Genomic DNA, 21,995 nt, shown 5'->3' on the forward strand with positions numbered 1-21,995 from the left:
CACCGTACGGCCCGCCACTGACAACGGGCCGGCACCGGCGGCGTCAGTACCAGTACAGAGCGCGACGCACCACGTCGGGCTTGTTGGTGATCACACCGTCGGCCCCGTTCCGGGCGACGGTCCTCGCGGTGGCGGCGTCGTCGACCGTCCAGACGAAGACCTTCATCGGTGTGCCGTGCGGTCCGGCCAGGGCGTGCACCGCGTCGACATAGCTTCGGGTCAGGGCCGTGTGCGAGGGGTTGATCAGATCGGCGAAGACCGCGTACCGGGCCAGGTCCTCCTTGGCCGGAGCTCCCAGCAGACCGGTCCGCACCCCCGGCTTCAGCGCGTGCACCGCGCGCAGACTGTCGGCGCTGAAGCTCTGCACGACGAGCCGGCCGGTCAGATGCCGCCGGTCGAGCCAGCCCTCGTTGCTCAGCAGCTTCAGGGTCTGCTGTTCGATGCCCGGATACAGCTCGGGGTTCTTGATCTCCAGGAGCAGTTTCTGGTGGTGGCGCTCCACCCGCTCCATGTACTGCCGCAGTGTCGGCACGCGCGTGCCCGCGTACGTCGCGCCGAACCAGCTCCCCGCGTCCAGCCGCGCGATCTCGGCCGCCGTGAAGTCCTTCACCTTCCAGGGGGCACGGTCGGGGAAGACCTCCTCCACGTTCGTCGTACGGCGCAGAGTGTCGTCGTGGATCACCACGAGCTCGCCGTCCTTGGTGCGCTGGACGTCGTTCTCAACCCAGGCGATGCCCAGAGCCGCGGCCTCGTCGACGGCGGCCAGGGTGTTCTCCGGCGCGAGCGTGGAGGCCCCCCGGTGGGCGACGACCACCGCGTGCGGGGGGATGCCCGCCGTCGCGTCGTGGACCGGCAGCAGCAGGGCGACGACGCCCAGGAGCGCGGTGGTGGTAACGGCTACTGTGCGCGCGTGCATGCGTACTCCTCGCGTCGGATGCTCACGTACCGCTCAACTGTGACAGCACAGAGTCAACGACGGAGAGGGGTGCAGGATGACCACAGGAGGGAAGGAGACGCCCGGGACCGCTCACCGCTGCCGCACATGTACGGCAAGGACGTGTTTCTTTGCCGGAAAATCGTTCGACCATTCCGGTGGGGGTCATACTCTCTCTCAGCCTTGACCGCCGGTGCGGTCCTGGGAGGGGCGCGAAAAGGAAAAAGCACACAACAGGGCGGAAGGGCAACCGCGCATGCAAGGCACGGTCGACGGATTCAGCTACGGAATCGTCACACCGCTGGTGGCCTATCTCATGGCCTGCCTCGGCGGTGCACTCGGCCTGCGCTGCACGACCAGAGCCCTCCTCGTCGCCCACTCCTGGCGTCCCGGATGGCTAGCGCTCGGCTCGGCGGCGATCGGCTCCGGCATCTGGACCATGCACTTCATCGCGATGATGGGCTTCACGGTCGCGGGCGCCCCGATCCACTACGACAAACCGACGACCTACGGCAGCCTCGGCGTCGCCATCCTGATGGTGGGGGTGGGGATCTTCATCGTCGGCTACCGGGGCGCGCGCGGCACCGCGCTGTTCACCGGCGGCACCATCACCGGCCTGGGCATCGCGTCGATGCACTACCTCGGCATGGCCGGGATGCGGTTCAACGGCAAGCTGGAGTACAACACGTTCACGGTCGGCGTCTCGGTCGCGATAGCCATGGCGGCCGCCACCGCCGCGCTGTGGTCGGCCGGCCAGGTCCGGGGCTTTCTGTGGAGCGTGGGCGCCAGCCTCGTCATGGGGCTCGCCGTCACGGGCATGCACTACACGGGCATGGCCGCGCTCAACGTCCACCTGCACGCGACCGGCAGCCCGGCCGAGGGCGACTCGCCCGCCGCCCTCCTCGCGCCGATGCTGATCGGCCCCCTCACCTTCCTGCTGCTCGCCGGCATCGTCGTCATGTTCGACCCGTTGATGCTGGGCAAGCCCCGCTGGACCCCCGTCGAACACAAGCCCGGAGTCCCGGCGCACCCGGCCGTGCAGCACTCCGCCCGCCGTCCGGCCCTGCGCACCCGCCGCAAGGTCGCCCACCGCGAGTCCCGCACCCCGCAGAACCGCTGAATCCGGCCGCCGCAGCGGGGTCGCGTCCCGCGAAACCGCTGATCCGGCCCGGTTGTCAGTGGGTGGTCGTACGGTGGATGGCATGCGGCCCGTCTCTCACATCGAACGCACGGTGGCGCCCTTCGAGGTCGTCAGTCCCTACCAGCCCAGCGGCGACCAGCCGACCGCCATCGCCGAGCTCGCCCAGCGCATCCAAGGCGGCGAGAAGGACGTCGTCCTCCTCGGCGCGACCGGCACCGGCAAGTCCGCCACCACCGCGTGGATGATCGAGAAGCTCCAGCGGCCCACCCTGGTGATGGCCCCGAACAAGACCCTGGCCGCCCAGCTGGCGAACGAATTCCGCGAACTGCTCCCGAACAACGCGGTCGAGTACTTCGTCTCGTACTACGACTACTACCAGCCCGAGGCGTACGTACCGCAGTCGGACACCTACATCGAGAAGGACTCCTCGATCAACGAGGAGGTCGAGCGGCTGCGTCACTCCGCGACCAACTCGCTGCTCACCCGGCGTGACGTCGTCGTGGTCGCCTCGGTCTCCTGCATCTACGGCCTCGGTACGCCGCAGGAGTACGTCGACCGGATGGTCCCGCTGAAGGTGGGCGAGGAGATCGACCGCGACGAGATGCTGCGCCGCTTCGTCGACATCCAGTACACCCGCAACGACCTGGCGTTCACCCGCGGCACCTTCCGGGTGCGCGGCGACACCATCGAGATCTTCCCGGTCTACGAGGAGCTCGCCGTCCGCATCGAGATGTTCGGCGACGAGATCGAGGCCCTGTCCACGCTGCACCCCCTCACGGGCGAGATCATCAGCGACGACGAGCAGCTCTACGTCTTCCCCGCCTCCCACTACGTCGCCGGCCCCGAGCGCATGGAGCGGGCCGTCAACGACATCGAGAAGGAACTGGGGGAGCGTCTGGCCGAACTGGAGAAGCAGGGCAAGCTCCTGGAGGCCCAGCGGCTGCGCATGCGCACCACGTACGACCTCGAGATGCTCCGCCAGATCGGCTCGTGCTCCGGCGTGGAGAACTACTCGATGCACTTCGACGGCCGTGCGCCCGGTTCCCCGCCGAACACCCTGCTCGACTACTTCCCCGACGACTTCCTGCTCGTCATCGACGAGTCGCATGTCACCGTGCCGCAGATCGGCGCGATGTACGAGGGCGACGCCTCTCGCAAGCGGACCCTCGTCGACCACGGCTTCCGGCTGCCCTCCGCCCTCGACAACCGTCCCCTGAAGTGGGAGGAGTTCCAGGAGCGCATCGGGCAGACCGTGTACCTGTCGGCGACGCCCGGAAACTACGAGCTCTCGCGCGGGGACGGCGTCGTCGAGCAGATCATCCGCCCCACCGGCCTCATCGACCCGGAGGTCGTCGTCAAGCCCACGGAGGGCCAGATCGACGACCTGGTGCACGAGATCCGCAAGCGCACCGAGAAGGACGAGCGCGTCCTGGTCACCACGCTCACCAAGAAGATGGCCGAGGACCTCACGGACTACTTCCTGGAGCTGGGCATCCAGGTGCGCTATCTGCACAGCGACGTCGACACCCTGCGCCGCATCGAACTGCTGCGTGAGCTGCGCAGCGGCGAGTTCGACGTGCTGGTCGGCATCAACCTCCTCCGGGAGGGCCTCGACCTCCCGGAGGTGTCGCTGGTGGCGATCCTCGACGCCGACAAGGAGGGCTTCCTGCGCTCCGGCACCTCGCTGATCCAGACCATCGGCCGCGCGGCGCGCAATGTCTCGGGCCAGGTCCACATGTACGCCGACAAGATCACCCCGGCGATGGAGCGGGCCATCGAGGAGACCAACCGCCGCCGCGAGAAGCAGGTCGCCTACAACAAGGCGAACGGCATCGACCCGCAGCCCCTGCGCAAGAAGATCAACGACATCGTCGCGCAGATCGCCCGCGAGGAGGTCGACACCGAGCAGCTCCTCGGGACGGGCTACCGGGCGAAGAAGGACGGACGCGGTACCAAGGCCCCCGTGCCCTCCCTCGGCGACAAGGCGGCCAAGGGCGCCAAGACCAAGGCGGCGAAGGGCAAGGGCAAGGAGACGGTCCCCACCGACCGCCCGGCGGCCCAACTCGCCGAGCAGATCGAGGAGATGACGGAGCGTATGCGGGCCGCCGCCGCGGACCTGCAGTTCGAGGTCGCCGCCCGGATCCGCGACGAGGTCTCCGAGATGAAGAAGGAACTGCGGCAGATGAAGGAGGCGGGTCTGGCCTGACGGACCCGTGCGGTTGCCGTGCCCGGGCCGCGACGCGCAGTGTTGCAAGACCGACACAAAGTGCGTGCCCGGGTACGGCACTGTCAGTGCCTGTGCGTAGGGTTTTCGGCAACCGCGGAGTCCGCGGCAACAGGGGACAGTTCGAGAGGGGAATCAGCCCGTGACCGTCAACATGACCAAGGGCCAGGCCATCAGTCTGCAGAAGAACGACGGGGGCAGCCTGACCGCGGTCCGCATGGGTCTCGGTTGGCAGGCGGCCCCGCGGCGCGGCCTGTTCGGCTCCCGCACCCGGGAGATCGACCTCGACGCCTCCGCCGTCCTGTTCGCGGACAAGCAGCCCGTCGACGTCGTCTTCTTCCGTCACCTGGTGAGCGACGACGGCTCCGTGCGGCACACCGGTGACAACCTCGTCGGCGGCGTCGGCCAGGGCGGCGACGACGAGGCGATCCTGGTCGACCTCGCGCGCGTCCCGGTCCACATCGACCAGATCGTCTTCACCGTGAACTCCTTCACGGGCCAGACCTTCCAGGAGGTGCAGAACGCCTTCTGCCGTCTGGTCGACGAGACCAACGGCCAGGAGCTGGCGCGCTACACGCTCGCGGGCGGCGGTGGCTACACGGCCCAGATCATGGCCAAGGTGCACCGCGCGGGCTCCGGCTGGACGATGACGGCCCTCGGTGCCCCGGCCAACGGCCGTACCTTCCAGGACCTGATGCCCGCCCTCGTTCCGCTCCTGTAACGAGCCCGGCCGACGGACACGACACCACCACACGCGACACAGGGGGACAGGCGATGACGGCCGAGCTGGTGCGGGGGCAGAACCACCCGCTCTCCACGGTTCGCCTAGAGATCAGGATCTCGGCCGGCACACCGGTCGTGGCCGCGGCCACGCTCAGCGACGAGAACGGCAGGGCACAGGGCGTCGAATGGGTGGCCCACCCCGGCTCCCCGACCCTGCCGGGTCTCGAGGTCTCCCGACAGGCGGCCGCCGATCACCGGCTTGCGGTGGACCTGGACGCCATGCCGGCGAGCGTGCACCGTGTCAACGTCCTGCTCTCCCTGCCCTCGGGCGACGGGAGAGGCCCGGCCAGCTTCGGTTCCGTCCCGGCCCCCGCCGTCAAGGTCACCGGTCTCGACGGCGCCGAGGTCGCCACCTACACCGTCACCGGGCTGAGCGCCGAGTCGGCGGTCGTCGCGCTGGAGCTCTACCGACGTCAGGGCGCCTGGAAGGTGCGCGCCGTCGGCCAGGGGTACGCGGGCGGCCTCGCCGAGCTCCTCACCGACCAGGGTTTGCCGCAGGCGCATCAGCTCGCGGCCGGCATCAACGACGCGGTGGCCCAGGGCCTGGCCCGCTCGGTCCCGGCCCCACCACCCCGTACGACCGACAACGACCGTTCCCGGCAGGCAGCCGCGTCCGCCACCGGGAGCGGCCACCCGGCCGGCACGACGTCGAGCACGGTGCCGACGGGCGGGCCCACCGGCCCGGTACCGACCGGTCCGGCCCCGACAGGCCCCGTGCCGACGGGTCCCGGAGCGACGGGTTCCGTGCCGACGGACCCCGCCGCCACCCAGTCCACCTCTCCGACCCCGCCCACCGCGGGCGGCCCGGTCGACTACGTCCATCCCCGTCGGCAGAACGCAGCGCCTCCGCCGCCCCCGCCCACCGCGCCGCCGGCCCAGCCGGGGCAGCCCGCCCCGCCCGTCGCGGGCGACGCGACCGGCTGGTCGATGGAGGAGCGGCTCTACAACCAGGTCTGGGGCATGTTCGAGGACCTGGCCCGCACCACGGCCGCCTACCGCAGCGCCGTCGACTTCGCCGACACCCGCATGGAGAGGGAACTGGACCAGGTCCTGTCCGACCCGCGCAGCAGGATCGGCGGCCAGGGGGACGCGGCCCGCGAGGCGGCGCAGGCCCGGCACATCCAGCTCGTCGACCAGGCCAGGGAAGCACTGGAGCGGGACCTCACCCAGCTCGGCGCCGAGTCAGACGTCGTGGAACCGGCGCTGCCCCCGGCCTACGCCCGCTGGGACAACCCGGTCTGGCACGGCTATCGCGTCCCCATGGAGCTGCCCATGGCGCTGCGCCTGGGCGACCTCCACCTGCCCGAGAGCGATCCGCTGCGCATCCCGATGCTGGTCCGCCTCCCGCTGGAACGCGGGCTGTGGATCGACAGCGGCAGCACGGGGTCGTCCGAGGAGACGTTCGTCGACTCCCATGAGCTGCGGCACCTCGCCCTGGTCTCGGCCGTGGCCCACACCGCCCGGTTGCTGGCGGTGTATCCGGCGGGCGAGTTCACCGTGCACGTCATCGACCCGGCCGGGTCGGGGGCGACGGCGTTCGCGCCGCTCGTCCAGGCCGGGGTGCTCGCGGCCCCGCCCGCCGCGGGCGCCGCGGGGGTGGCGGACGTCCTGGGCCGGCTGACCCAGCGCGTCGACCTGGTGCAGATGGCGGTGCGCGGAGGCGCCGCCGACTCCCTCCCACCCGGCTTCGACACCTCCCAGCAGCTCCTGGTCGTCAACGACTTCCCGCACGGCTTCGACGACCGCGCCGTGAACCAGCTCCGCTACCTCGCGGACGAGGGCCCCGCCGTCGGTGTGCATCTGATGCTGGTCGCCGACCGCGAGGACGCCGCCGGTTACGGTCCGTTGCTGGACCCGCTGTGGCGCGGGCTGCTCCGGCTGACCCCGGTGCCCGACGACCACCTCGCCGACCCCTGGGTGGGGCACGCCTGGACGTACGAGCCGGCGCTCGTGCCGCCCGGCAGTCAGGTGCTCCAGCAGGTGCTGGCCCAGGTGGCGATCGCCCGCACCAAGCGCACGTAAAGCCACCCTGACCAGGCAACTTGGTCTTTCTTTTGCCAATCGCTTTACCTTTCCTTGGTGATTGGGGTACTGTTTTCCGTACGGAGGGGAGTACTCCCTGAAGCGACGCACCCGTCAATACGGATCGAAGAGGATCCCGGGACGTCGGCCCGTCCCCCCAGGGGCCGGGTGGAAGAGACCTCCGGCAGCGCGACGACGCTGATTACCTGCCGTTACGTACTGCCGGAGGCGCAGTGGATGTTTCCCTGAACCTGTGGGTTCTGACCATCGTGGGTCTGGCCGCCCTGATCGCGGTCGACTTCTTCATCGGCCGCAAGCCGCATGACGTGTCGATCAAGGAAGCGGGCATCTGGACCGTCGTCTGGATCGCCCTGGCCGGACTCTTCGGCCTCGGCCTGCTCGTCTTCGGCGGAGGCCAGCCCGCCGGAGAGTTCTTCGCCGGCTTCATCACCGAGAAGTCGCTCAGTGTCGACAACCTCTTCGTCTTCGTCCTGATCATGGCGAAGTTCGCGGTCCCGTCGCAGTACCAGCAGCGGGTCCTGCTGATAGGCGTCCTCATAGCCCTGGTCCTGCGGGCCGTCTTCATCGCCGCGGGCGCCGCGATCCTCGCCAGCTTCGCCTGGGTGTTCTACCTCTTCGGCGCCTTCCTCATCTGGACCGCCTGGAAGCTCATCCAGGAGGCCCGCGCCGACGAGGAGGACGAGGAGTTCGAGGAGAACAAGCTGCTCAAGGCCGTCGAGCGCAGGTTCGGCGTCGCCGACCGCTACCACGGCACCAAGCTGTGGATCGAGCAGAACGGCAAGCGGGTCATGACCCCGATGCTCGTCGTGATGCTCGCGATCGGCACCACCGACGTCCTGTTCGCCCTCGACTCCATCCCGGCGATCTTCGGCCTCACCCAGGACCCGTACATCGTCTTCACCGCCAACGCCTTCGCGCTCATGGGCCTCAGGCAGCTCTACTTCCTCATCGGCGGCCTGCTGAGGAAGCTGGTCCACCTCAGCTACGGCCTGTCGATCATCCTGGGCTTCATCGGCGTCAAGCTCGTGCTCCACGCACTGCACGAGTCGGGTGTCCACGTCCCCGAGATCAGCATCCCGGTCTCGCTCGGCGTCATCTGCTCCGTCCTGATCGTCACCACGATCACCAGCCTGCGGGCCTCCAGGAAGCAGGCGGCGGCCGAGACGGCGCAGAGCGAGAGCGAAGGCGCTCCGAAGGACAGCATCCAGGCCTGACCACGGACGACGTAGGAACAACCAGCCCGGGAAGCGGTGCGCGGCGCATTGCCGACCACCGCTCCCGGTGCTTCCTTGGGACAGGGGCGTCCGCACCAGGGGGCGCCCGCTAGGGGCGGAGGCACCATGGGCAGTTCACGGAAGTTCGTCCAGATCATCGACTTCGAGACCGACCGCATCGACGAGATGCGCGCACTCGCCGAGGAGGGGGAACAAGGACTCGGGGACAGCGCCGACGGCCCCGTGCGGCGCCTGGTCCTCAAGGACAGGAACCACCCGAACCGCTATCTGGTCGTGGTGGAGTTCGACTCCCACGAGGAGGCCATGCGCAACAGCGAATCGCCCGAGACGAGCAAGTTCGCGGAGCGCATGGCCGCGCTCTGCACCGAGCCCCCGTCCTTCACCGACTGCGACGTCGAGGACGCCACCACCTTCCGGTGACCTGAGGGCCGCACCGGCCGCGGGAGCCGGAATGCGAAGGCCCGACAGCTCTGCGACGATCGCTGCATGATCGCTCGGCTCAGGACGCTCACCACCCGGTGGACGAGCCTCGTGCCGGTGCTCGCAGTCGTTCTCCTGGTCCTGACCTGGGGCCGCGACCTGCCGGCGGCGGTCGTCGCGCTGGTCACCGTGATCCTCGCCGGATCCGTCCTGGCCGCCGTGCACCATGCCGAGGTCGTCGCCCACCGGGTCGGCGAACCCTTCGGCTCCCTCGTCCTCGCGATCGCCGTGACGGTCATCGAGGTCGCCCTGATCGTGACCCTGATGGTGGACGGCGGCGACAAGAGCTCGACCCTGGCGAGGGACACGGTCTTCGCCGCCGTGATGATCACCTGCAACGGTGTGGTCGGCGTGTGTCTCCTCGTCGCCTCCCTGCGCCACGGCACGGCCGTGTTCAACCCCGAGGGGACGGGCGCCGCCCTGGCCACCGTGGCGACGCTGGCCACGCTCAGTCTGGTCCTGCCGACCTTCACCACCAGCAAACCGGGGCCCGAGTTCTCCACCGTCCAGCTCACCTTCGCCGCGCTGTCCTCGCTGATCCTCTACGGCCTGTTCGTGGCGACCCAGACCGTCCGGCACCGCGACTACTTCCTGCCGGTCACCCGCCAGGGAGAAGCGATCACCGCCGACGACCACCTGGGAGCGCCGTCCGACCGGGCCGCGCTCATCAGCCTCGGACTGCTGGGCCTCGCCCTGATCGGCGTGGTCGGACTGGCGAAGGGCGTCTCGCCCACGATCGAGTCCGGGGTGGAGGCGGCCGGCCTGCACCACGCCGTCGTCGGGGTGGTCATCGCCCTGCTGGTGCTGCTCCCCGAGACCATCGCCGCACTGCGCTCCGCCCGCCGCGACCGTGTGCAGACCAGCCTCAACCTCGCCCTCGGCTCCGCCATGGCCAGCATCGGCCTGACGATCCCCGCGGTCGCCCTCGCCTCCGTCTGGCTCTCCGGCCCGCTCGTCCTCGGCCTCGGCGCCACCTACATGGTCCTGCTCGCGCTGACCGTCGTGGTCGCCTCCCTGACCGTGGTGCCGGGACGGGCCACCCCGCTGCAGGGCGGTGTGCATCTCGTGCTGTTCCTGGCCTACCTGGAGCTGGCGATCAACCCCTGACCGGTCGGCGGGTCAGTCCATGACCGGCTGCACGGCGGCCGTCGGCACCGGCCGGGTCTCCGGAAGCAGCGCGAAACAGCCGAGGCTGACCAGCGCGATCCCCGTGAGATAGGCGCCCACACCCCACGGCACCCGCCCCGAGTGCTCCGCCAGGGCCGTCGCCGCGATCGGCGTGAGCGCGCCCCCGAGGACACCGCCGAGGTTGTAGCCGACGGCCGCGCCCGTGCAGCGCACCCTCGGCTCGTACAGCTCGGGCAGATAGGCCGCGATCACCCCGAACATCGTGACGAACGCGAGGAGCGCCCCGAGGAAGCCGAGGAACATCGGCAGGGGAGCACCCGTCGCCAGCAGCGCCACCATCGGCAGCATCCACAGCGCCGCCGCCGCGCATCCCACGAGACACAGCGGCCGCCGCCCGAAACGGTCGCCCAGCATCGCCGCCACGGGCGTCAGCGCGCCCTTCACGACCACCGCGCCCATGACGCAGGTCAGCATGACGGTACGGCTGACCCCGAGGCGTTCGGTCCCGTAGGCGAGGGACCAGGTCGTCACGGCGTAGAAGATCGCGTACCCGACGGCGAGCCCGCCGGCGGTCAGCACGACCAGCCGCCAGTGGTCGCGCAGGACCTCCGCGAGCGGCACGCGCGCGTGCTCGCCGATCTCCAGGAACCGAGGGCTCTCCGGGAGCGAGGACCTCAGCCACAGGCCGAGCACGGCCAGCACCCCCGCCGCCCAGAACGGCACCCGCCAGCCCCACTCGGCGAACTGCGCCTCCGTCAGGGTCAGCGACAGCACCAGCACCACCCCGTTGGCCAGCAGGAACCCGATCGCGGGCCCGACCTGCGGAAAGCTCGACCACAGCCCGCGCCGCCCGGCCGGCGCGTGCTCGGCGGTGAGCAGCACCGCGCCGCCCCACTCGCCGCCTAGCCCCAGCCCCTGCAGGAAACGCAGACAGAGCAGCAGCAGGGGAGCGGCCACCCCGATGCTGCCGTACGTCGGCAGACAGCCCACCGCGACCGTCGAGGCCCCGGTCAGCAGCAGGGAGACGACGAGGACCGGGCGTCTGCCGCGCCGGTCCCCGACATGCCCGAAGAGCACCGACCCGAGCGGCCTGGCCACGAAGCCCACGCCGAACGTCGCGAAGGCGGCCAGGGTGGCGGCGAGCGGCGAGAAGGTCGGGAAGAACAGTGGCCCGAGGACGAGCGCGGCGGCGGTGCCGTAGACGAAGAAGTCGTAGAACTCGATGGCCGTCCCCGCGAGCGAGGCGGCGGCGAGCCGGGGCATGGAGGGCGCCCTCACGGTGCGTACGTCGTGCATGCCGCGTCAACTACCCGGGGTGACGGCCGGTTACGGGGGCGCACGGGGGTGACGGGAGGGGCGGCAAGCGCCGAGGCGGCCTCTCACCGCGCCGTTTCACCGTGATAGACCGGGTCCGAGCGGCGGTCCCCGACGGGCCGCCCCGAACGGACCGGAGGAACCGTGCCCCACACCCTGGCCACCGCCCCGATCATGATCCTGAACGGCCCCAACCTGAACCTCCTGGGTCAGCGCCAGCCGGAGATCTACGGGTCCGACACGCTCGCCGACGTCGAGGCGATGTGTGTGAAGGCGGCGGCGGCCCACGGCGGCACGGTGGACTTCCGGCAGTCCAACCACGAGGGCCAACTGGTCGACTGGATCCACGAGGCGCGGCTGAACCACTGCGGCGTCGTGATCAACCCGGGTGCCTACTCGCACACGTCGGTCGCGATCCTGGACGCCCTCAACACCTGCGACGGCCTGCCGGTGCTGGAGGTCCACATCTCCAACATCCACCGGAGGGAGTCCTTCCGGCACCACTCGTACGTCTCCCTGCGCGCCGACGGCGTCATCGCGGGATGCGGGGTGCAGGGATACGTGTTCGGAGTGGAACGGGTCGCCGCGCTCGCGGGAACGGGCAAGGCCGACGCGTAAGCACCGGCCTCCTGGAGCACACCCCTTACACGCCTCGGGTCACAGCCGGCCGGCCTCCACGATCCGCCGCAGGAAGCGCCGCGTGCGCTCCTGCTGCGGATCGCCGAACACCTGCTCGGCGCCGCCGCGCTCCAGCACCACCCCTCCGTCCAGGAAACACACCTGGTCGGCGACCTCACGGGCGAAGCCCATCTCGTGCGTGGCCAGCACCATCGTCATCCCGTCGCCCTTCAGATCGCGGACGACGTTCAGGACCTCGCCGACCAGCTCAGGGTCGAGGGCGGCGGTGATCTCGTCGAGCAGCAGCAGCCGGGGACGCACGGCGAGGGCGCGTGCGATCGCCACACGCTGCTGCTGGCCGCCGCTGAGCCGGTCGGGATACTCGCCGGCCCTGCCGCCCAGTCCGAGCCGCTCCAGCAGCTCCCTGGCGCGTTCCTCGGCCTCCGCGCGGGCCACGCCGTGCACCCGGCGCGGGGCGAGCGTGATGTTCTCCAGCACCGTCATGTGCGGGAACAGGTTGTAGGCCTGGAAGACCACGCCGATACGGCGCCGTACCGCGTCCTGGTCGGTGCGCGGGTCGGTGATCTCCTCGCCGTCCAGCCAGATCGCGCCGTCGTCGATGTCCTCCAGGAGGTTGGCACAGCGCAACAGCGTGGACTTGCCGGATCCGGAGGCGCCGATCAGCGCGGTCACCGTGTGCGGGGCGACCTCCAGGTCGACGTCCCGCAGGACGACCGAGCCGCCGAAGGTCTTGCGGACGGACTCCATCCGCAGCACCGGGGCGTCGCTCATGTCGTTCCTCCTTGGGCCCGCCGGCTGTCCATCCGGGCCGTCACCCAGTCCGTGAAGCGCGTCATCGGAATGGTCAGGGCGACGAAGACCAGCCCGGCCACGATGTACGGCGTGTAGTTGAGGCTGCGGCCCACGATGATGTCCGCCGCCCGGACGGCGTCGATGGCGCCGCCGATCGACACCAGACCGGTGTCCTTCTGCAGGGACACCAGGTCGTTCAGCAGCGGCGGCACCTGACGGCGCACCGCCTGGGGGAGCACCACGTACCGCAGCGCCTGACGGTTGGACAGACCGAGGGAGCGGGCCGCCGCACGCTGCGAGGGGTGCACGGACTCGATGCCGGCGCGGAACACCTCGGCGACGTACGCCGAGTACGTCAGGGTCAGTGCCGTACCGCCCAGCCACACGGGGTCGACGGTCACGCCCTGCAGACGCAGCGCCGGAACGCCCAGGACCACGATCATCAGGTTGATGATCAGCGGCAGTCCCCGGAAGAAGTCCGTGTACGCCGCCGCCAGCACCCGCAGGGGGAAGAACACCGGGCCGCGCAGGGTGCGGGCCACGGCGATGAGCATGCCGAGGACGAGCACGGCCACGCCGCAGACGAACAGCAGCCGGACGTTCAGCCAGAGTCCTTCGAGGACCTTGGGGAACGCCTCGCGCGCGTACTGCCCGTTGAAGAACGTCTCCTTGGTGCGCGGCCAGCCGGGCGCACCGACGACGATCAGATAGAGGACGGCGGCTGTGACCAGCGTCGACAGCGCGGCGATCGCCGTGGCGCGGCGGGCCCGTGTGCGCTTGTAGCGCTCACGCTCCAGCCGCCGCCGGGACGGGACGTACGCGTCGCCGCCCCCCGGCATGTCACCCTGGTCGTCCGCGTCCTCCTGGCCGGACTCGTCCTTGGTGACGGTCACTTGAGCACCGGGGCGTCGACGGCGTCGGAGAGCCACTGCTGCTCGATCTTCGCCAGGGTGCCGTCCTTGCGGAGGGCGTCCACGGCGGCGGTCACGCACGAGGTGAGGGCGCTGCCCTTGTCGAGGACGAGGCCGAACTGCTCCGGCGTGCCGCCCTGGTTCTCGAACTGGCCGACGATCTCGGCGTTCGTCACCTCGGCGGCGGTGATGTAGAAGGCGGTGGGCAGATCGACGACGATCGCGTCCACCTGACCGTTCTTCAGCGCGGACTTGGCCTGGTCGTTCTTGGCGTAGACGGCGGCCTGCTGCGTCGGCTTCACCACGTCGTCGATGTAGTCGAGGCTGGTCGTGCCGACCTGGGCGCCGAGCTTGAGGCCCTTGAGGTCCGCGACGCTCGTCGCCTTGGCGGCCTTCGTGCCCTTCAGCGCGATGACGGCCTGACGGACGTCGTAGTAGCCGGACGAGAAGTCCACGGCCTTCTTGCGCTCGGCGCTGATGGACACCTGGTTGATGTCGAAGTCGAAGGTCTTCTCACCCGGCGCGAAGGCCTTGTTGAAGGGCACGCTCTGCCAGACGACGGCGCTCTTGTCGTACCCGAGCTGCTGCGCCACGGCGTACGCCACCGCCGACTCGAAGCCCTCGCCGTTGGACGGCTTGTCGTCCTTGAACCACGGCTCGTAGGCCGGTTCGTCGGTGGCGATCGTCAGCTTTCCCGAGGTCTTGGTCGCCAACTCGCCCTTGGCGCAGGTCTTTCCAGCCGAGGCGGAGGACGAGGCGGACGCGTCGGCCTCGGGCTGCGGGGCGCAGCCGACCGCGGTCGCGAGGAGGGCGACGGTGGCGCCGGCGGCGGCGCGGCGCAGGACACGAGGGGCGAGGTGCATGGCGGGAGAGTGGCAGCGAAATCCGTGTTTGTCCACGTCACGACCGTGTTTGTCCGCATAGTGGGAACGGGTGTTGCATTCTCGTGAACAGGGACTCGCGAGGTGGAGCCTGGGCCGCCGGCCGAGGGCGGGGATCGAAGACCGGCGGCCCGATCCGCGCCGGAGCCGTCATCCCGCGCGGGGCTGCAACCAGTTGACCGCGCAACCACGTGGGAGGGGAGCGCGCGTGAGGCACCGGCGCGTGCGCACGATTCACACGGGGCGCGTGAATGGCTTCACGCGCCCCGGTGTTCACCTCTGCGGCTCACCGCCCCGGCGGCCCACCACTCCCGCGTTTCACCACCCGCGCGCGTGCCACTCCGGAAGATGGGGCCGCTCCGCGCCCAGCGTGGTGTCGTTGCCGTGGCCGGGGTAGACCCAGGTCTCGTCCGGAAGCACGTCGAAGATCTTCGTCTCGACGTCGTGGATCAGGCTGGCGAACGCCTCCGGATCCTTCCAGGTGTTGCCCACGCCGCCCGGGAAGAGACAGTCGCCGGTGAAGACATGGGGATGCCCGTGCGGGTCGTCGTAGACGAGCGCGATCGAGCCCGGGGTGTGCCCGACCAGATGCCGCGCGGTGAGCTCCACGTTCCCCACCCGGACGACGTCGCCGTCGTCGACCGGGACGTCGGTCGGCACGGGGATGCCCCCGGCGTCCTCCCGGCCCGCGTAGGTGCGCGCGCCCGTGGCCGCCACGACCTCGGCGAGCGCCTGCCAGTGGTCGCCGTGCTGATGGGTGGTGACGACGGACGCGATGCCGTCGTCGCCGATCATCCCGAGCAGCGCCGCCGCGTCGTTGGCCGCGTCGATCAGCATCTGCTCGTCCGTGGCCCGGCAGCGCAGCAGATAGGCGTTGTTGTTCATCGGGCCGACCGCGATCTTGGTGATCATCAGGTCCTTGAGCTCGTGCACGTCCGCCGGGCCGCCGACGGTCACCTCTCCGCTGTACGTCATGGCGGCAGCCTATAGCGGGGGCAGGGCCGGCAACGGCCCGCCGGTCACGGTCAGCCCGGATCCGTCGCGGCGCCCGGTGAGCCAGCCCAGCAGGTCGGCGGGGGCCCCGGTGACGGCAACCTCCGGGGCGTCCGCCTCCCGCCCGGTGCGCCACGCGTGCGTGCCGTCCGTCAGGCGGGCCGGCGCCACGTCGGGGTGCCCGGCGAACCGCTCCGCGAGGAAGTCGGTCTGCCGTGCGACGAAGTCCTCCGGCAGATCCTCCAGCTCGTAGCCGATCCCGAGGTCGACATGGTGCAGCTCCACCTCCGCCCGGCGCCGGAAGGGGACACGGGCGGCCTCGTCGGTGACCCCGTTGCGCAGCTCCACCGTGCGCGACCAGTCGGCGGGCACGGCCCCGGCCGCCTGGAAGCGGGCCGCGCTCTCGCGCAGGTCGGCGAGGTGGACGTCCAGGGGGCGCGGGGCGTCCCGCTCGATGTCGGCGTCGCGGACGGCGGCGTCGGGGTACATGGGCCGGCCCTCGAGGACGTTCACCAGGGCGTCCGCGTTGCGGGCGAGATGGGCGAGGACATGACCCCGGCTCCAGCCGGGCAGACGTGACGGCTCCGCCACCGCCGCGTTGTCCAGTTCGCCGACCGCGGTGAGCATCCGGTCGGTCGCCTCACGTACAGACCCCAGGTCATGAGCGTGATCAATCATGCTGCTGACCCTAGCCGCGCCACTCCTTCGGGTGAAGGTGGCGGACCGCGGCCCAAAATCGAATGTGCGTGCTATAAGGTCGGTGGCGGCATCGGGCATGCTGGAGGGCCGGGGATTGTTGTCAACCGGTGAATCCGACCGGCGCTGTCAGTGGCTCCCCCTAGTCTGAGAACGATGGGGGCCCCGCCCCTGTCACTTCTCTCAAGAAAGGTGCGGACCGGCGTGGCCGACCGTCTCATCGTCCGTGGCGCGCGCGAGCACAACCTCAAGAATGTCTCGCTCGACCTGCCGCGCGACTCGCTCATCGTCTTCACGGGCCTGTCGGGGTCGGGCAAGTCCTCGCTGGCCTTCGACACCATCTTCGCCGAGGGGCAGCGGCGCTACGTGGAGTCGCTCTCCTCGTACGCCCGCCAGTTCCTCGGCCAGATGGACAAGCCGGACGTGGACTTCATCGAAGGTCTCTCGCCGGCCGTCTCCATCGACCAGAAGTCGACCTCGCGCAATCCGCGCTCGACGGTCGGCACCATCACCGAGGTCTACGACTACCTGCGTCTGCTGTTCGCGCGCATCGGCAAGCCGCACTGTCCCGAGTGCGGCCGTCCCATCTCGCGCCAGTCGCCGCAGGCCATCGTCGACCGGGTCCTGGAGTTCCCCGAGGGCAGTCGCTTCCAGGTGCTCTCGCCGCTGGTGCGCGAGCGCAAGGGAGAGTTCGTCGACCTCTTCGCCGATCTCCAGACGAAGGGCTACTCCCGCGCGCGCGTGGACGGCGAGACGATCCAGCTCTCCAGCCCGCCCACGCTGAAGAAGCAGGAGAAGCACACCATCGAGGTGGTCGTCGACCGCCTCACGGTGAAGGACTCCGCCAAGCGGCGCCTCACCGACTCCGTCGAGACCGCCCTCGGCCTCTCCGGCGGCATGGTCGTGCTCGACTTCGTCGACCTCCCCGAGGGCGACCCCGAGCGCGAGCGCATGTTCTCGGAGCACCTCTACTGCCCGTACGACGACCTGTCCTTCGAGGAGCTGGAGCCCCGCTCCTTCTCCTTCAACTCGCCCTTCGGCGCCTGCCCCGAGTGCACCGGCATCGGCACCCGCATGGAGGTCGACCCCGAACTGATCGTCCCGGACGAGGACAAGTCCCTCGACGAGGGCGCCATCCACCCCTGGTCGCACGGCCACACCAAGGACTACTTCGGCCGTCTGATCGGCGCCCTCGCGGACGCGCTGGGCTTCAGGACCGACATCCCCTTCGCCGGGCTGCCGCAGCGCGCGAAGAAGGCCCTGCTGCACGGCCACAAGACACAGATCGAGGTCCGCTACCGCAACCGCTACGGCCGCGAGCGTGTGTACACCACGCCCTTCGAGGGCGCCGTCCCGTTCGTCAAGCGCCGGCACAGCGAGGCCGAGAGCGACGCCAGCCGTGAGCGCTTCGAGGGCTACATGCGCGAGGTGCCCTGCCCCACCTGTGAGGGCACGCGCCTGAAGCCGATCGTCCTCGCGGTCACGATCATGGAGAAGTCGATCGCCGAGGTCTCCGCGATGTCCATCAGCGACTGCGCGGACTTCCTGGGCGAGCTCAGGCTCAACGCCCGCGACAAGAAGATCGCCGAACGCGTCCTGAAGGAGGTCAACGAACGGCTGCGCTTCCTGGTCGACGTCGGCCTCGACTACCTCTCCCTCAACCGCGCGGCCGGCACGCTCTCCGGCGGCGAGGCCCAGCGCATCCGCCTGGCCACCCAGATCGGCTCCGGACTCGTCGGCGTGCTCTACGTCCTCGACGAGCCGTCCATCGGCCTGCACCAGCGCGACAACCACCGGCTGATCGAGACCCTGGTCCGGCTGCGCGACATGGGCAACACGCTCATCGTCGTCGAGCACGACGAGGACACCATCAAGGTCGCCGACTGGGTCGTCGACATCGGCCCCGGCGCCGGTGAGCACGGCGGCAAGGTCGTCCACAGCGGCTCCCTGAAGGAGCTGCTCGCCAACGCCGAGTCGCAGACCGGTCAGTATCTGTCCGGCAGGAAGTCGATCCCGCTGCCCGACATCCGGCGCCCGCGCGACCCCTCCCGGCAGCTCACCGTGCACGGCGCCCGCGAGAACAACCTCCAGGACATCGACGTGTCCTTCCCGCTGGGCGTGTTCACGGCCGTCACCGGCGTCTCCGGCTCCGGCAAGTCCACCCTGGTCAACGACATCCTGTACACCCACCTGGCCCGCGAACTGAACGGCGCGAGGAACGTACCGGGGCGGCACACCCGCGTGGACGGCGACGACCTCGTCGACAAGGTGGTGCACGTCGACCAGTCGCCCATCGGCCGCACCCCCCGCTCCAACCCGGCCACGTACACCGGCGTCTTCGACCATGTCCGCAAGCTGTTCGCCGAGACCACCGAGGCGAAGGTCCGCGGCTACCAGCCCGGCCGCTTCTCCTTCAACGTCAAGGGCGGCCGCTGCGAGAACTGCGCGGGCGACGGCACCATCAAGATCGAGATGAACTTCCTCCCGGACGTCTACGTCCCGTGCGAGGTCTGCCACGGCGCCCGGTACAACCGGGAGACCCTGGAGGTCCACTACAAGGGCAAGTCCATCGCCGACGTCCTGAACATGCCGATCGAGGAGGCCACGGACTTCTTCGAGGCCGTCCCGGCGATCGCCCGCCACCTCAACACGCTGAAGGACGTGGGCCTCGGCTACGTCCGGCTCGGCCAGTCCGCGACCACCCTCTCCGGCGGTGAGGCACAGCGCGTCAAGCTCGCCAGCGAGCTCCAGCGCCGCTCCACCGGCCGCACGGTCTACGTCCTGGACGAGCCGACCACGGGCCTGCACTTCGAGGACATCAGCAAGCTCCTCAAGGTCCTCGCCGGCCTCGTCGACAAGGGCAACACGGTCATCGTCATCGAGCACAACCTCGATGTGATCAAGACCGCCGACTGGGTCGTCGACATGGGCCCCGAGGGTGGCGCGGGCGGTGGCCTGGTCGTCGCCGAGGGCACACCGGAGGAGGTCGCCGGGGTTCCGGCCAGCCACACCGGCAAGTTCCTGCGCGAGATCCTCGGCGCCGACCGCATCAGCGACGCGGCCCCGGTGAAGGCCCCGCGCAAGACGGCGGCGCGCAAGACGGTCGCGGCCAGGACCGCCAACAACACGGTGACCAAGAAGGTCCCCGCGGCCGCCAAGAAGGCCGCCCCCGCGAAGAAGACGACCCGGGCCCGCAAGGCCTGAGATCGAACGGCGCGCAGGCCCTGCCTCGCCCGCGAACACGGCGCCCCCGGGGAACTCCCCGCGGGGCGCCGCTCGTCGAACCGGTGGGGCCGCCGCCCCGAACGCCCAGCCGCGGCCCTCAGCCGCCCAGCCGCGGCCCTCAGCCGCCCAGCCGCGGCCCTCAGCCGCCCAGACGCGGCCCCCAACCGCCTATCCGTGGTCCGGTACCGCTCAGCCGCGGCCCGGGACCGCTCACGAGTCGCCCAGCTCCGAGGCGTACGGCGGCTCCGCACCCGCCCGCGAGCACGTGACCGCCGCCGCGCGGGCGGCGAACCGCAGCAACCGCTGCCAGCCCTCGGCACCCAGACCCGCGAGGGCCGTGGGCGACAGGGCGTCCCGCACCGAAAGACCGTGCAGCAGGGCCGCGTTCACGGTGTCGCCGGCGCCGATGGTGTCCACCACGTCGACCGGCTCGCCCGGCACCGCGTACACGCCGTGGTCCCGGGTGACGACGCTCAGCCCGGCGGCGCCGTGCGTGATCACGACGGCCGAGGGACCGGCGGACAGCCACTCGTGCGGAGTGCCGCCCAGCCACAGGGCGTCCTCCTCCGAGAGCTTGAGCAGGTTCACCAAAGGCAGCCAGCTCTTGAAACGCGCCCGGTAGGCGTCCGCGTCGGGGATCAGCCCGGACCGGATGTTCGGGTCCAGCGCGGTGAACACGCCCTGCCCCGCCGCGGTCCGCAACAGCTCCTCGTACGCGCTCGCACCCGGCTCCAGCACCAGCGAACAGGTGCCGAAGGACACCGCCCGCGTCCCCGCCGGCAGGGTGGCGGGGGCGGCGAACAGACGGTCGGCGGTCCCGTCGACGTAGAAGGAGTACGCCGCGGAGCCGTCGCCGCCGACGGTGGCCACCGCGAGCGTCGTCGGCTCCGGGCCCCGCTGCACGGCGGACACGTCCACACCCGCCTCCCGCAGCCGGCCGAGCAGCGCCTCCCCGAACGCGTCGTACGACACACGGGAGCAGAAGGCGGTGGGGGAGCCGAGGCGGCCGAGGGCGACAGCCGTGTTGAAGGGACCGCCGCCCAGTGCCGGCTGCAGAGCCGCGAGGGCCTCCGTGCCCCGCGGTACCAGGTCGATGAGGGCCTCACCGGCGACGACGATCACGGGACGGTTCCTTTCGCGGGCACTTGGGGCTGCTCACGCCGAGTCTGCCCGCCCCGCGCGTCATCGCGGGACGGAACGGACGAGTCCGGGCAGCCTGCCGCACCCCGTCACCCGCGCCCGACAGGCCCACGACCCCGCCCTCCCGCTCACTCCCAGTCCCAGCCGATGCCCACCATCCCCGACCGCACGCGCGGCTCCACGAGGTGGACCGAACGGTGGCGGAAGCTGAGCGGAAGCTCCTGACGTCCGCCGCGCGGCGCCGCCGCCGAATGCTGCGTGAACCGGTGACAGCGCACGGGCAGCGCCCGCTCGTCGAACCGGATCTGCAGCGCGTACTGGCCGCCCGCCGTACCGAAACCGCGGACGTACTCACGGGAGACGTCGGCGGTGCCGTCGTCGAAGGCGTAGCGGAAGAGGAAGGTCTCACCGGCCCGCAGCCGGGTGTCGAACAGGAGCTCGGCCACCAGGACGCCGGTCTCGTGGTGGCGGCGGACCCGCCCGGCCCGGCAGTTCTCCAGGGCGTGCACGGTCATCCGCTCGGGCGCGCACCCGGGGTCCCCCTGGTGGACGGCGAGAAAGCGGTCCACGCCGTCGCGGTGGGCGCGCACGATGTGCTGCGACTCGCGGCCCAGGAGCTCACGGCGCCCCCCTATGCGGACGCTCTCGTGATGGCCCAGGGTGTGCAGCCCGCTGTCGAGGGGGCACTCCAGTTCGGCGTGCAGACGTTCAAGGACGCCGGAGGCCTCCAGGACGGAGCGGTAGGACCGGCCCGTCGGCGGCGCGGAAGCGGGGTCGGCGCCGGTCGGTGCCTCGGCGTCCCCCAGCAGCCGGATCAGCGACTCGTCCGGAAGGCGCAGGATCTCCTCCAGCGCCCGGACGGCCCGCAGCGACTCCGGGCGCTGCGGGCGACGGGCGCCCTGCTGCCAGTAACTCAGGCTCGTGACGCCGACCTTGACCCCGTGGCGCGACAGATGGTGCTGGACGCGCTGCAGGGGCAGTCCACGGGCGGCGATCGCGGCACGCAGCGCGACATGGAACGGGCCGCCCCGCAGGACCGTGTCCAGTTCCGCGGCGGCGACGTCCTCCGCGGCGTCCGCGTGCTGTGTGGCGTGCGGCATGCAGGGGCCTTTCTGTGAAAGCTCGCGACGGTTGGTCGGACCGCGCGTGAGGGTTCGGGGCTGCCCCGCTGACGCCGGGGGGCTCCTTCACATCCGTAAGGCGTCCTTCAGGGCCCCGAGTTCTCCCGCATTGAAGCGTGTTGACCAAGTCCCGACAACACCTGATGCCCGAGTGGCACATGCGCTTGGCCGGTGTGCGAGGCTCACCGGTGCGGCGCGAACCCCGCGGAGATCCGGACGCCGGGCAACGGTCCGGGGCCCGGGTAGGCCGACGGGAGCGCGGGCCGGCCGGCCGGGAGGATCATGAGGGGCTGTCCGGAAACGGGGTTTTCCACA

At 70.6% G+C, this 21,995-nt stretch carries 18 protein-coding genes; 9 read left to right on the plus strand and 9 right to left on the minus strand.

Going from position 1 to position 21,995, the window contains the following annotated elements; genetic code table 11:
* Positions 1-43 precede the first annotated feature (43 nt).
* Positions 44-916: a glycerophosphodiester phosphodiesterase gene (locus tag OG852_RS36290; protein ID WP_330350137.1), complete on the minus strand. Its 873-nt coding sequence runs from the start codon at positions 914-916 to the stop codon at positions 44-46.
* Positions 917-1,190: 274 nt separating this feature from the next.
* Here OG852_RS36290 and OG852_RS36295 point away from each other — a divergent pair, with 274 nt between their 5' ends.
* From OG852_RS36295 to OG852_RS36325, 7 genes are all read left to right on the plus strand, one after another.
* On the plus strand, positions 1,191-2,054 hold the full coding sequence (locus OG852_RS36295) for an MHYT domain-containing protein (RefSeq protein WP_133910213.1): 864 nt from the start codon (positions 1,191-1,193) through the stop codon (positions 2,052-2,054).
* Positions 2,055-2,136: 82 nt separating this feature from the next.
* Positions 2,137-4,281 carry an excinuclease ABC subunit UvrB gene (gene uvrB / locus OG852_RS36300; RefSeq protein WP_330350138.1) on the plus strand — a complete coding sequence of 715 codons (2,145 nt, stop codon included), beginning with the start codon at positions 2,137-2,139 and terminating at the stop codon, positions 4,279-4,281.
* Between the two features lie 160 nt (positions 4,282-4,441).
* Positions 4,442-5,020 carry a TerD family protein gene (locus OG852_RS36305; RefSeq protein WP_133910215.1) on the plus strand — a complete coding sequence of 193 codons (579 nt, stop codon included), beginning with the start codon at positions 4,442-4,444 and terminating at the stop codon, positions 5,018-5,020.
* Between the two features lie 53 nt (positions 5,021-5,073).
* Positions 5,074-7,104: a TerD family protein gene (locus OG852_RS36310; RefSeq protein ID WP_330350139.1), complete on the plus strand. Its 2,031-nt coding sequence runs from the start codon at positions 5,074-5,076 to the stop codon at positions 7,102-7,104.
* Positions 7,105-7,337: 233 nt separating this feature from the next.
* Positions 7,338-8,339, plus strand: coding sequence for a TerC family protein (locus tag OG852_RS36315; protein WP_133910217.1), 1,002 nt, complete (start codon positions 7,338-7,340; stop codon positions 8,337-8,339).
* A gap of 126 nt (positions 8,340-8,465) precedes the next feature.
* Positions 8,466-8,780 carry a hypothetical protein gene (locus OG852_RS36320; RefSeq protein ID WP_133910218.1) on the plus strand — a complete coding sequence of 105 codons (315 nt, stop codon included), beginning with the start codon at positions 8,466-8,468 and terminating at the stop codon, positions 8,778-8,780.
* Positions 8,781-8,846: 66 nt separating this feature from the next.
* Complete coding sequence (locus OG852_RS36325; RefSeq protein WP_330350140.1) at positions 8,847-9,947, plus strand: calcium:proton antiporter; 1,101 nt, start codon at positions 8,847-8,849, stop codon at positions 9,945-9,947.
* 12 nt (positions 9,948-9,959) lie between these two features.
* Here OG852_RS36325 and OG852_RS36330 read toward each other — a convergent pair whose 3' ends face one another.
* On the minus strand, positions 9,960-11,231 hold the full coding sequence (locus tag OG852_RS36330) for an MFS transporter (RefSeq protein WP_330351558.1): 1,272 nt from the start codon (positions 11,229-11,231) through the stop codon (positions 9,960-9,962).
* 195 nt (positions 11,232-11,426) lie between these two features.
* On the opposite strand from OG852_RS36330, the gene aroQ reads away from it, so the two are divergent.
* On the plus strand, positions 11,427-11,900 hold the full coding sequence (gene aroQ / locus OG852_RS36335) for a type II 3-dehydroquinate dehydratase (RefSeq protein ID WP_133910220.1): 474 nt from the start codon (positions 11,427-11,429) through the stop codon (positions 11,898-11,900).
* A gap of 39 nt (positions 11,901-11,939) precedes the next feature.
* Here the strand turns inward: aroQ and OG852_RS36340 are convergent, their stop codons facing one another.
* From OG852_RS36340 to OG852_RS36360, 5 genes are all read right to left on the minus strand, one after another.
* A complete protein-coding gene (locus OG852_RS36340; RefSeq protein ID WP_330350141.1) occupies positions 11,940-12,692 on the minus strand; it encodes an amino acid ABC transporter ATP-binding protein in 753 nt (250 codons plus the stop codon).
* Positions 12,689-13,606, minus strand: a complete 918-nt coding sequence (locus OG852_RS36345) for an amino acid ABC transporter permease (protein WP_133910221.1) — start codon at positions 13,604-13,606, stop codon at positions 12,689-12,691. The genes OG852_RS36340 and OG852_RS36345 overlap by 4 nt, the downstream gene beginning before the upstream one ends.
* Positions 13,603-14,487: an ABC transporter substrate-binding protein gene (locus OG852_RS36350; protein ID WP_133910222.1), complete on the minus strand. Its 885-nt coding sequence runs from the start codon at positions 14,485-14,487 to the stop codon at positions 13,603-13,605. The genes OG852_RS36345 and OG852_RS36350 overlap by 4 nt, the downstream gene beginning before the upstream one ends.
* A gap of 336 nt (positions 14,488-14,823) precedes the next feature.
* On the minus strand, positions 14,824-15,480 hold the full coding sequence (locus OG852_RS36355) for an MBL fold metallo-hydrolase (RefSeq protein ID WP_330350142.1): 657 nt from the start codon (positions 15,478-15,480) through the stop codon (positions 14,824-14,826).
* 9 nt (positions 15,481-15,489) lie between these two features.
* Positions 15,490-16,176 (minus strand): maleylpyruvate isomerase family mycothiol-dependent enzyme, encoded by a 687-nt coding sequence (locus tag OG852_RS36360; RefSeq protein ID WP_330350143.1) that lies wholly within the window; start codon positions 16,174-16,176, stop codon positions 15,490-15,492.
* Positions 16,177-16,398: 222 nt separating this feature from the next.
* On the opposite strand from OG852_RS36360, the gene uvrA reads away from it, so the two are divergent.
* Entirely contained in the window at positions 16,399-19,398 is a 3,000-nt protein-coding gene (gene uvrA, locus OG852_RS36365) for an excinuclease ABC subunit UvrA (RefSeq protein WP_133910225.1), read from the plus strand.
* Between the two features lie 231 nt (positions 19,399-19,629).
* Here the strand turns inward: uvrA and OG852_RS36370 are convergent, their stop codons facing one another.
* Entirely contained in the window at positions 19,630-20,541 is a 912-nt protein-coding gene (locus OG852_RS36370) for a carbohydrate kinase family protein (protein ID WP_330350144.1), read from the minus strand.
* A gap of 146 nt (positions 20,542-20,687) precedes the next feature.
* Entirely contained in the window at positions 20,688-21,659 is a 972-nt protein-coding gene (locus OG852_RS36375; RefSeq protein WP_133910227.1) for a hypothetical protein, read from the minus strand.
* Positions 21,660-21,995: the final 336 nt, after the last annotated feature.

Source organism: Streptomyces sp. NBC_00582 (assembly GCF_036345155.1).
GTDB lineage: Bacteria > Actinomycetota > Actinomycetes > Streptomycetales > Streptomycetaceae > Streptomyces.

What these genes read in the sequence shown, in the direction of transcription:
- OG852_RS36340 (WP_330350141.1), bottom strand. Translation starts at nt 12,692, where the DNA reads ATGAGCGACGCCCCGGTGCTGCGGATGGAGTCCGTCCGCAAGACCTTC.
- OG852_RS36310 (WP_330350139.1), top strand. Translation starts at nt 5,074, where the DNA reads ATGACGGCCGAGCTGGTGCGGGGGCAGAACCACCCGCTCTCCACGGTT.
- OG852_RS36330 (WP_330351558.1), bottom strand. Translation starts at nt 11,231, where the DNA reads ATGCCCCGGCTCGCCGCCGCCTCGCTCGCGGGGACGGCCATCGAGTTC.
- OG852_RS36375 (WP_133910227.1), bottom strand. Translation starts at nt 21,659, where the DNA reads ATGCCGCACGCCACACAGCACGCGGACGCCGCGGAGGACGTCGCCGCC.
- OG852_RS36290 (WP_330350137.1), bottom strand. Translation starts at nt 916, where the DNA reads ATGCACGCGCGCACAGTAGCCGTTACCACCACCGCGCTCCTGGGCGTC.
- OG852_RS36350 (WP_133910222.1), bottom strand. Translation starts at nt 14,487, where the DNA reads ATGCACCTCGCCCCTCGTGTCCTGCGCCGCGCCGCCGCCGGCGCCACC.
- uvrB (WP_330350138.1), top strand. Translation starts at nt 2,137, where the DNA reads ATGCGGCCCGTCTCTCACATCGAACGCACGGTGGCGCCCTTCGAGGTC.
- OG852_RS36320 (WP_133910218.1), top strand. Translation starts at nt 8,466, where the DNA reads ATGGGCAGTTCACGGAAGTTCGTCCAGATCATCGACTTCGAGACCGAC.
- OG852_RS36295 (WP_133910213.1), top strand. Translation starts at nt 1,191, where the DNA reads ATGCAAGGCACGGTCGACGGATTCAGCTACGGAATCGTCACACCGCTG.
- OG852_RS36355 (WP_330350142.1), bottom strand. Translation starts at nt 15,480, where the DNA reads ATGACGTACAGCGGAGAGGTGACCGTCGGCGGCCCGGCGGACGTGCAC.
- OG852_RS36360 (WP_330350143.1), bottom strand. Translation starts at nt 16,176, where the DNA reads ATGATTGATCACGCTCATGACCTGGGGTCTGTACGTGAGGCGACCGAC.
- OG852_RS36325 (WP_330350140.1), top strand. Translation starts at nt 8,847, where the DNA reads ATGATCGCTCGGCTCAGGACGCTCACCACCCGGTGGACGAGCCTCGTG.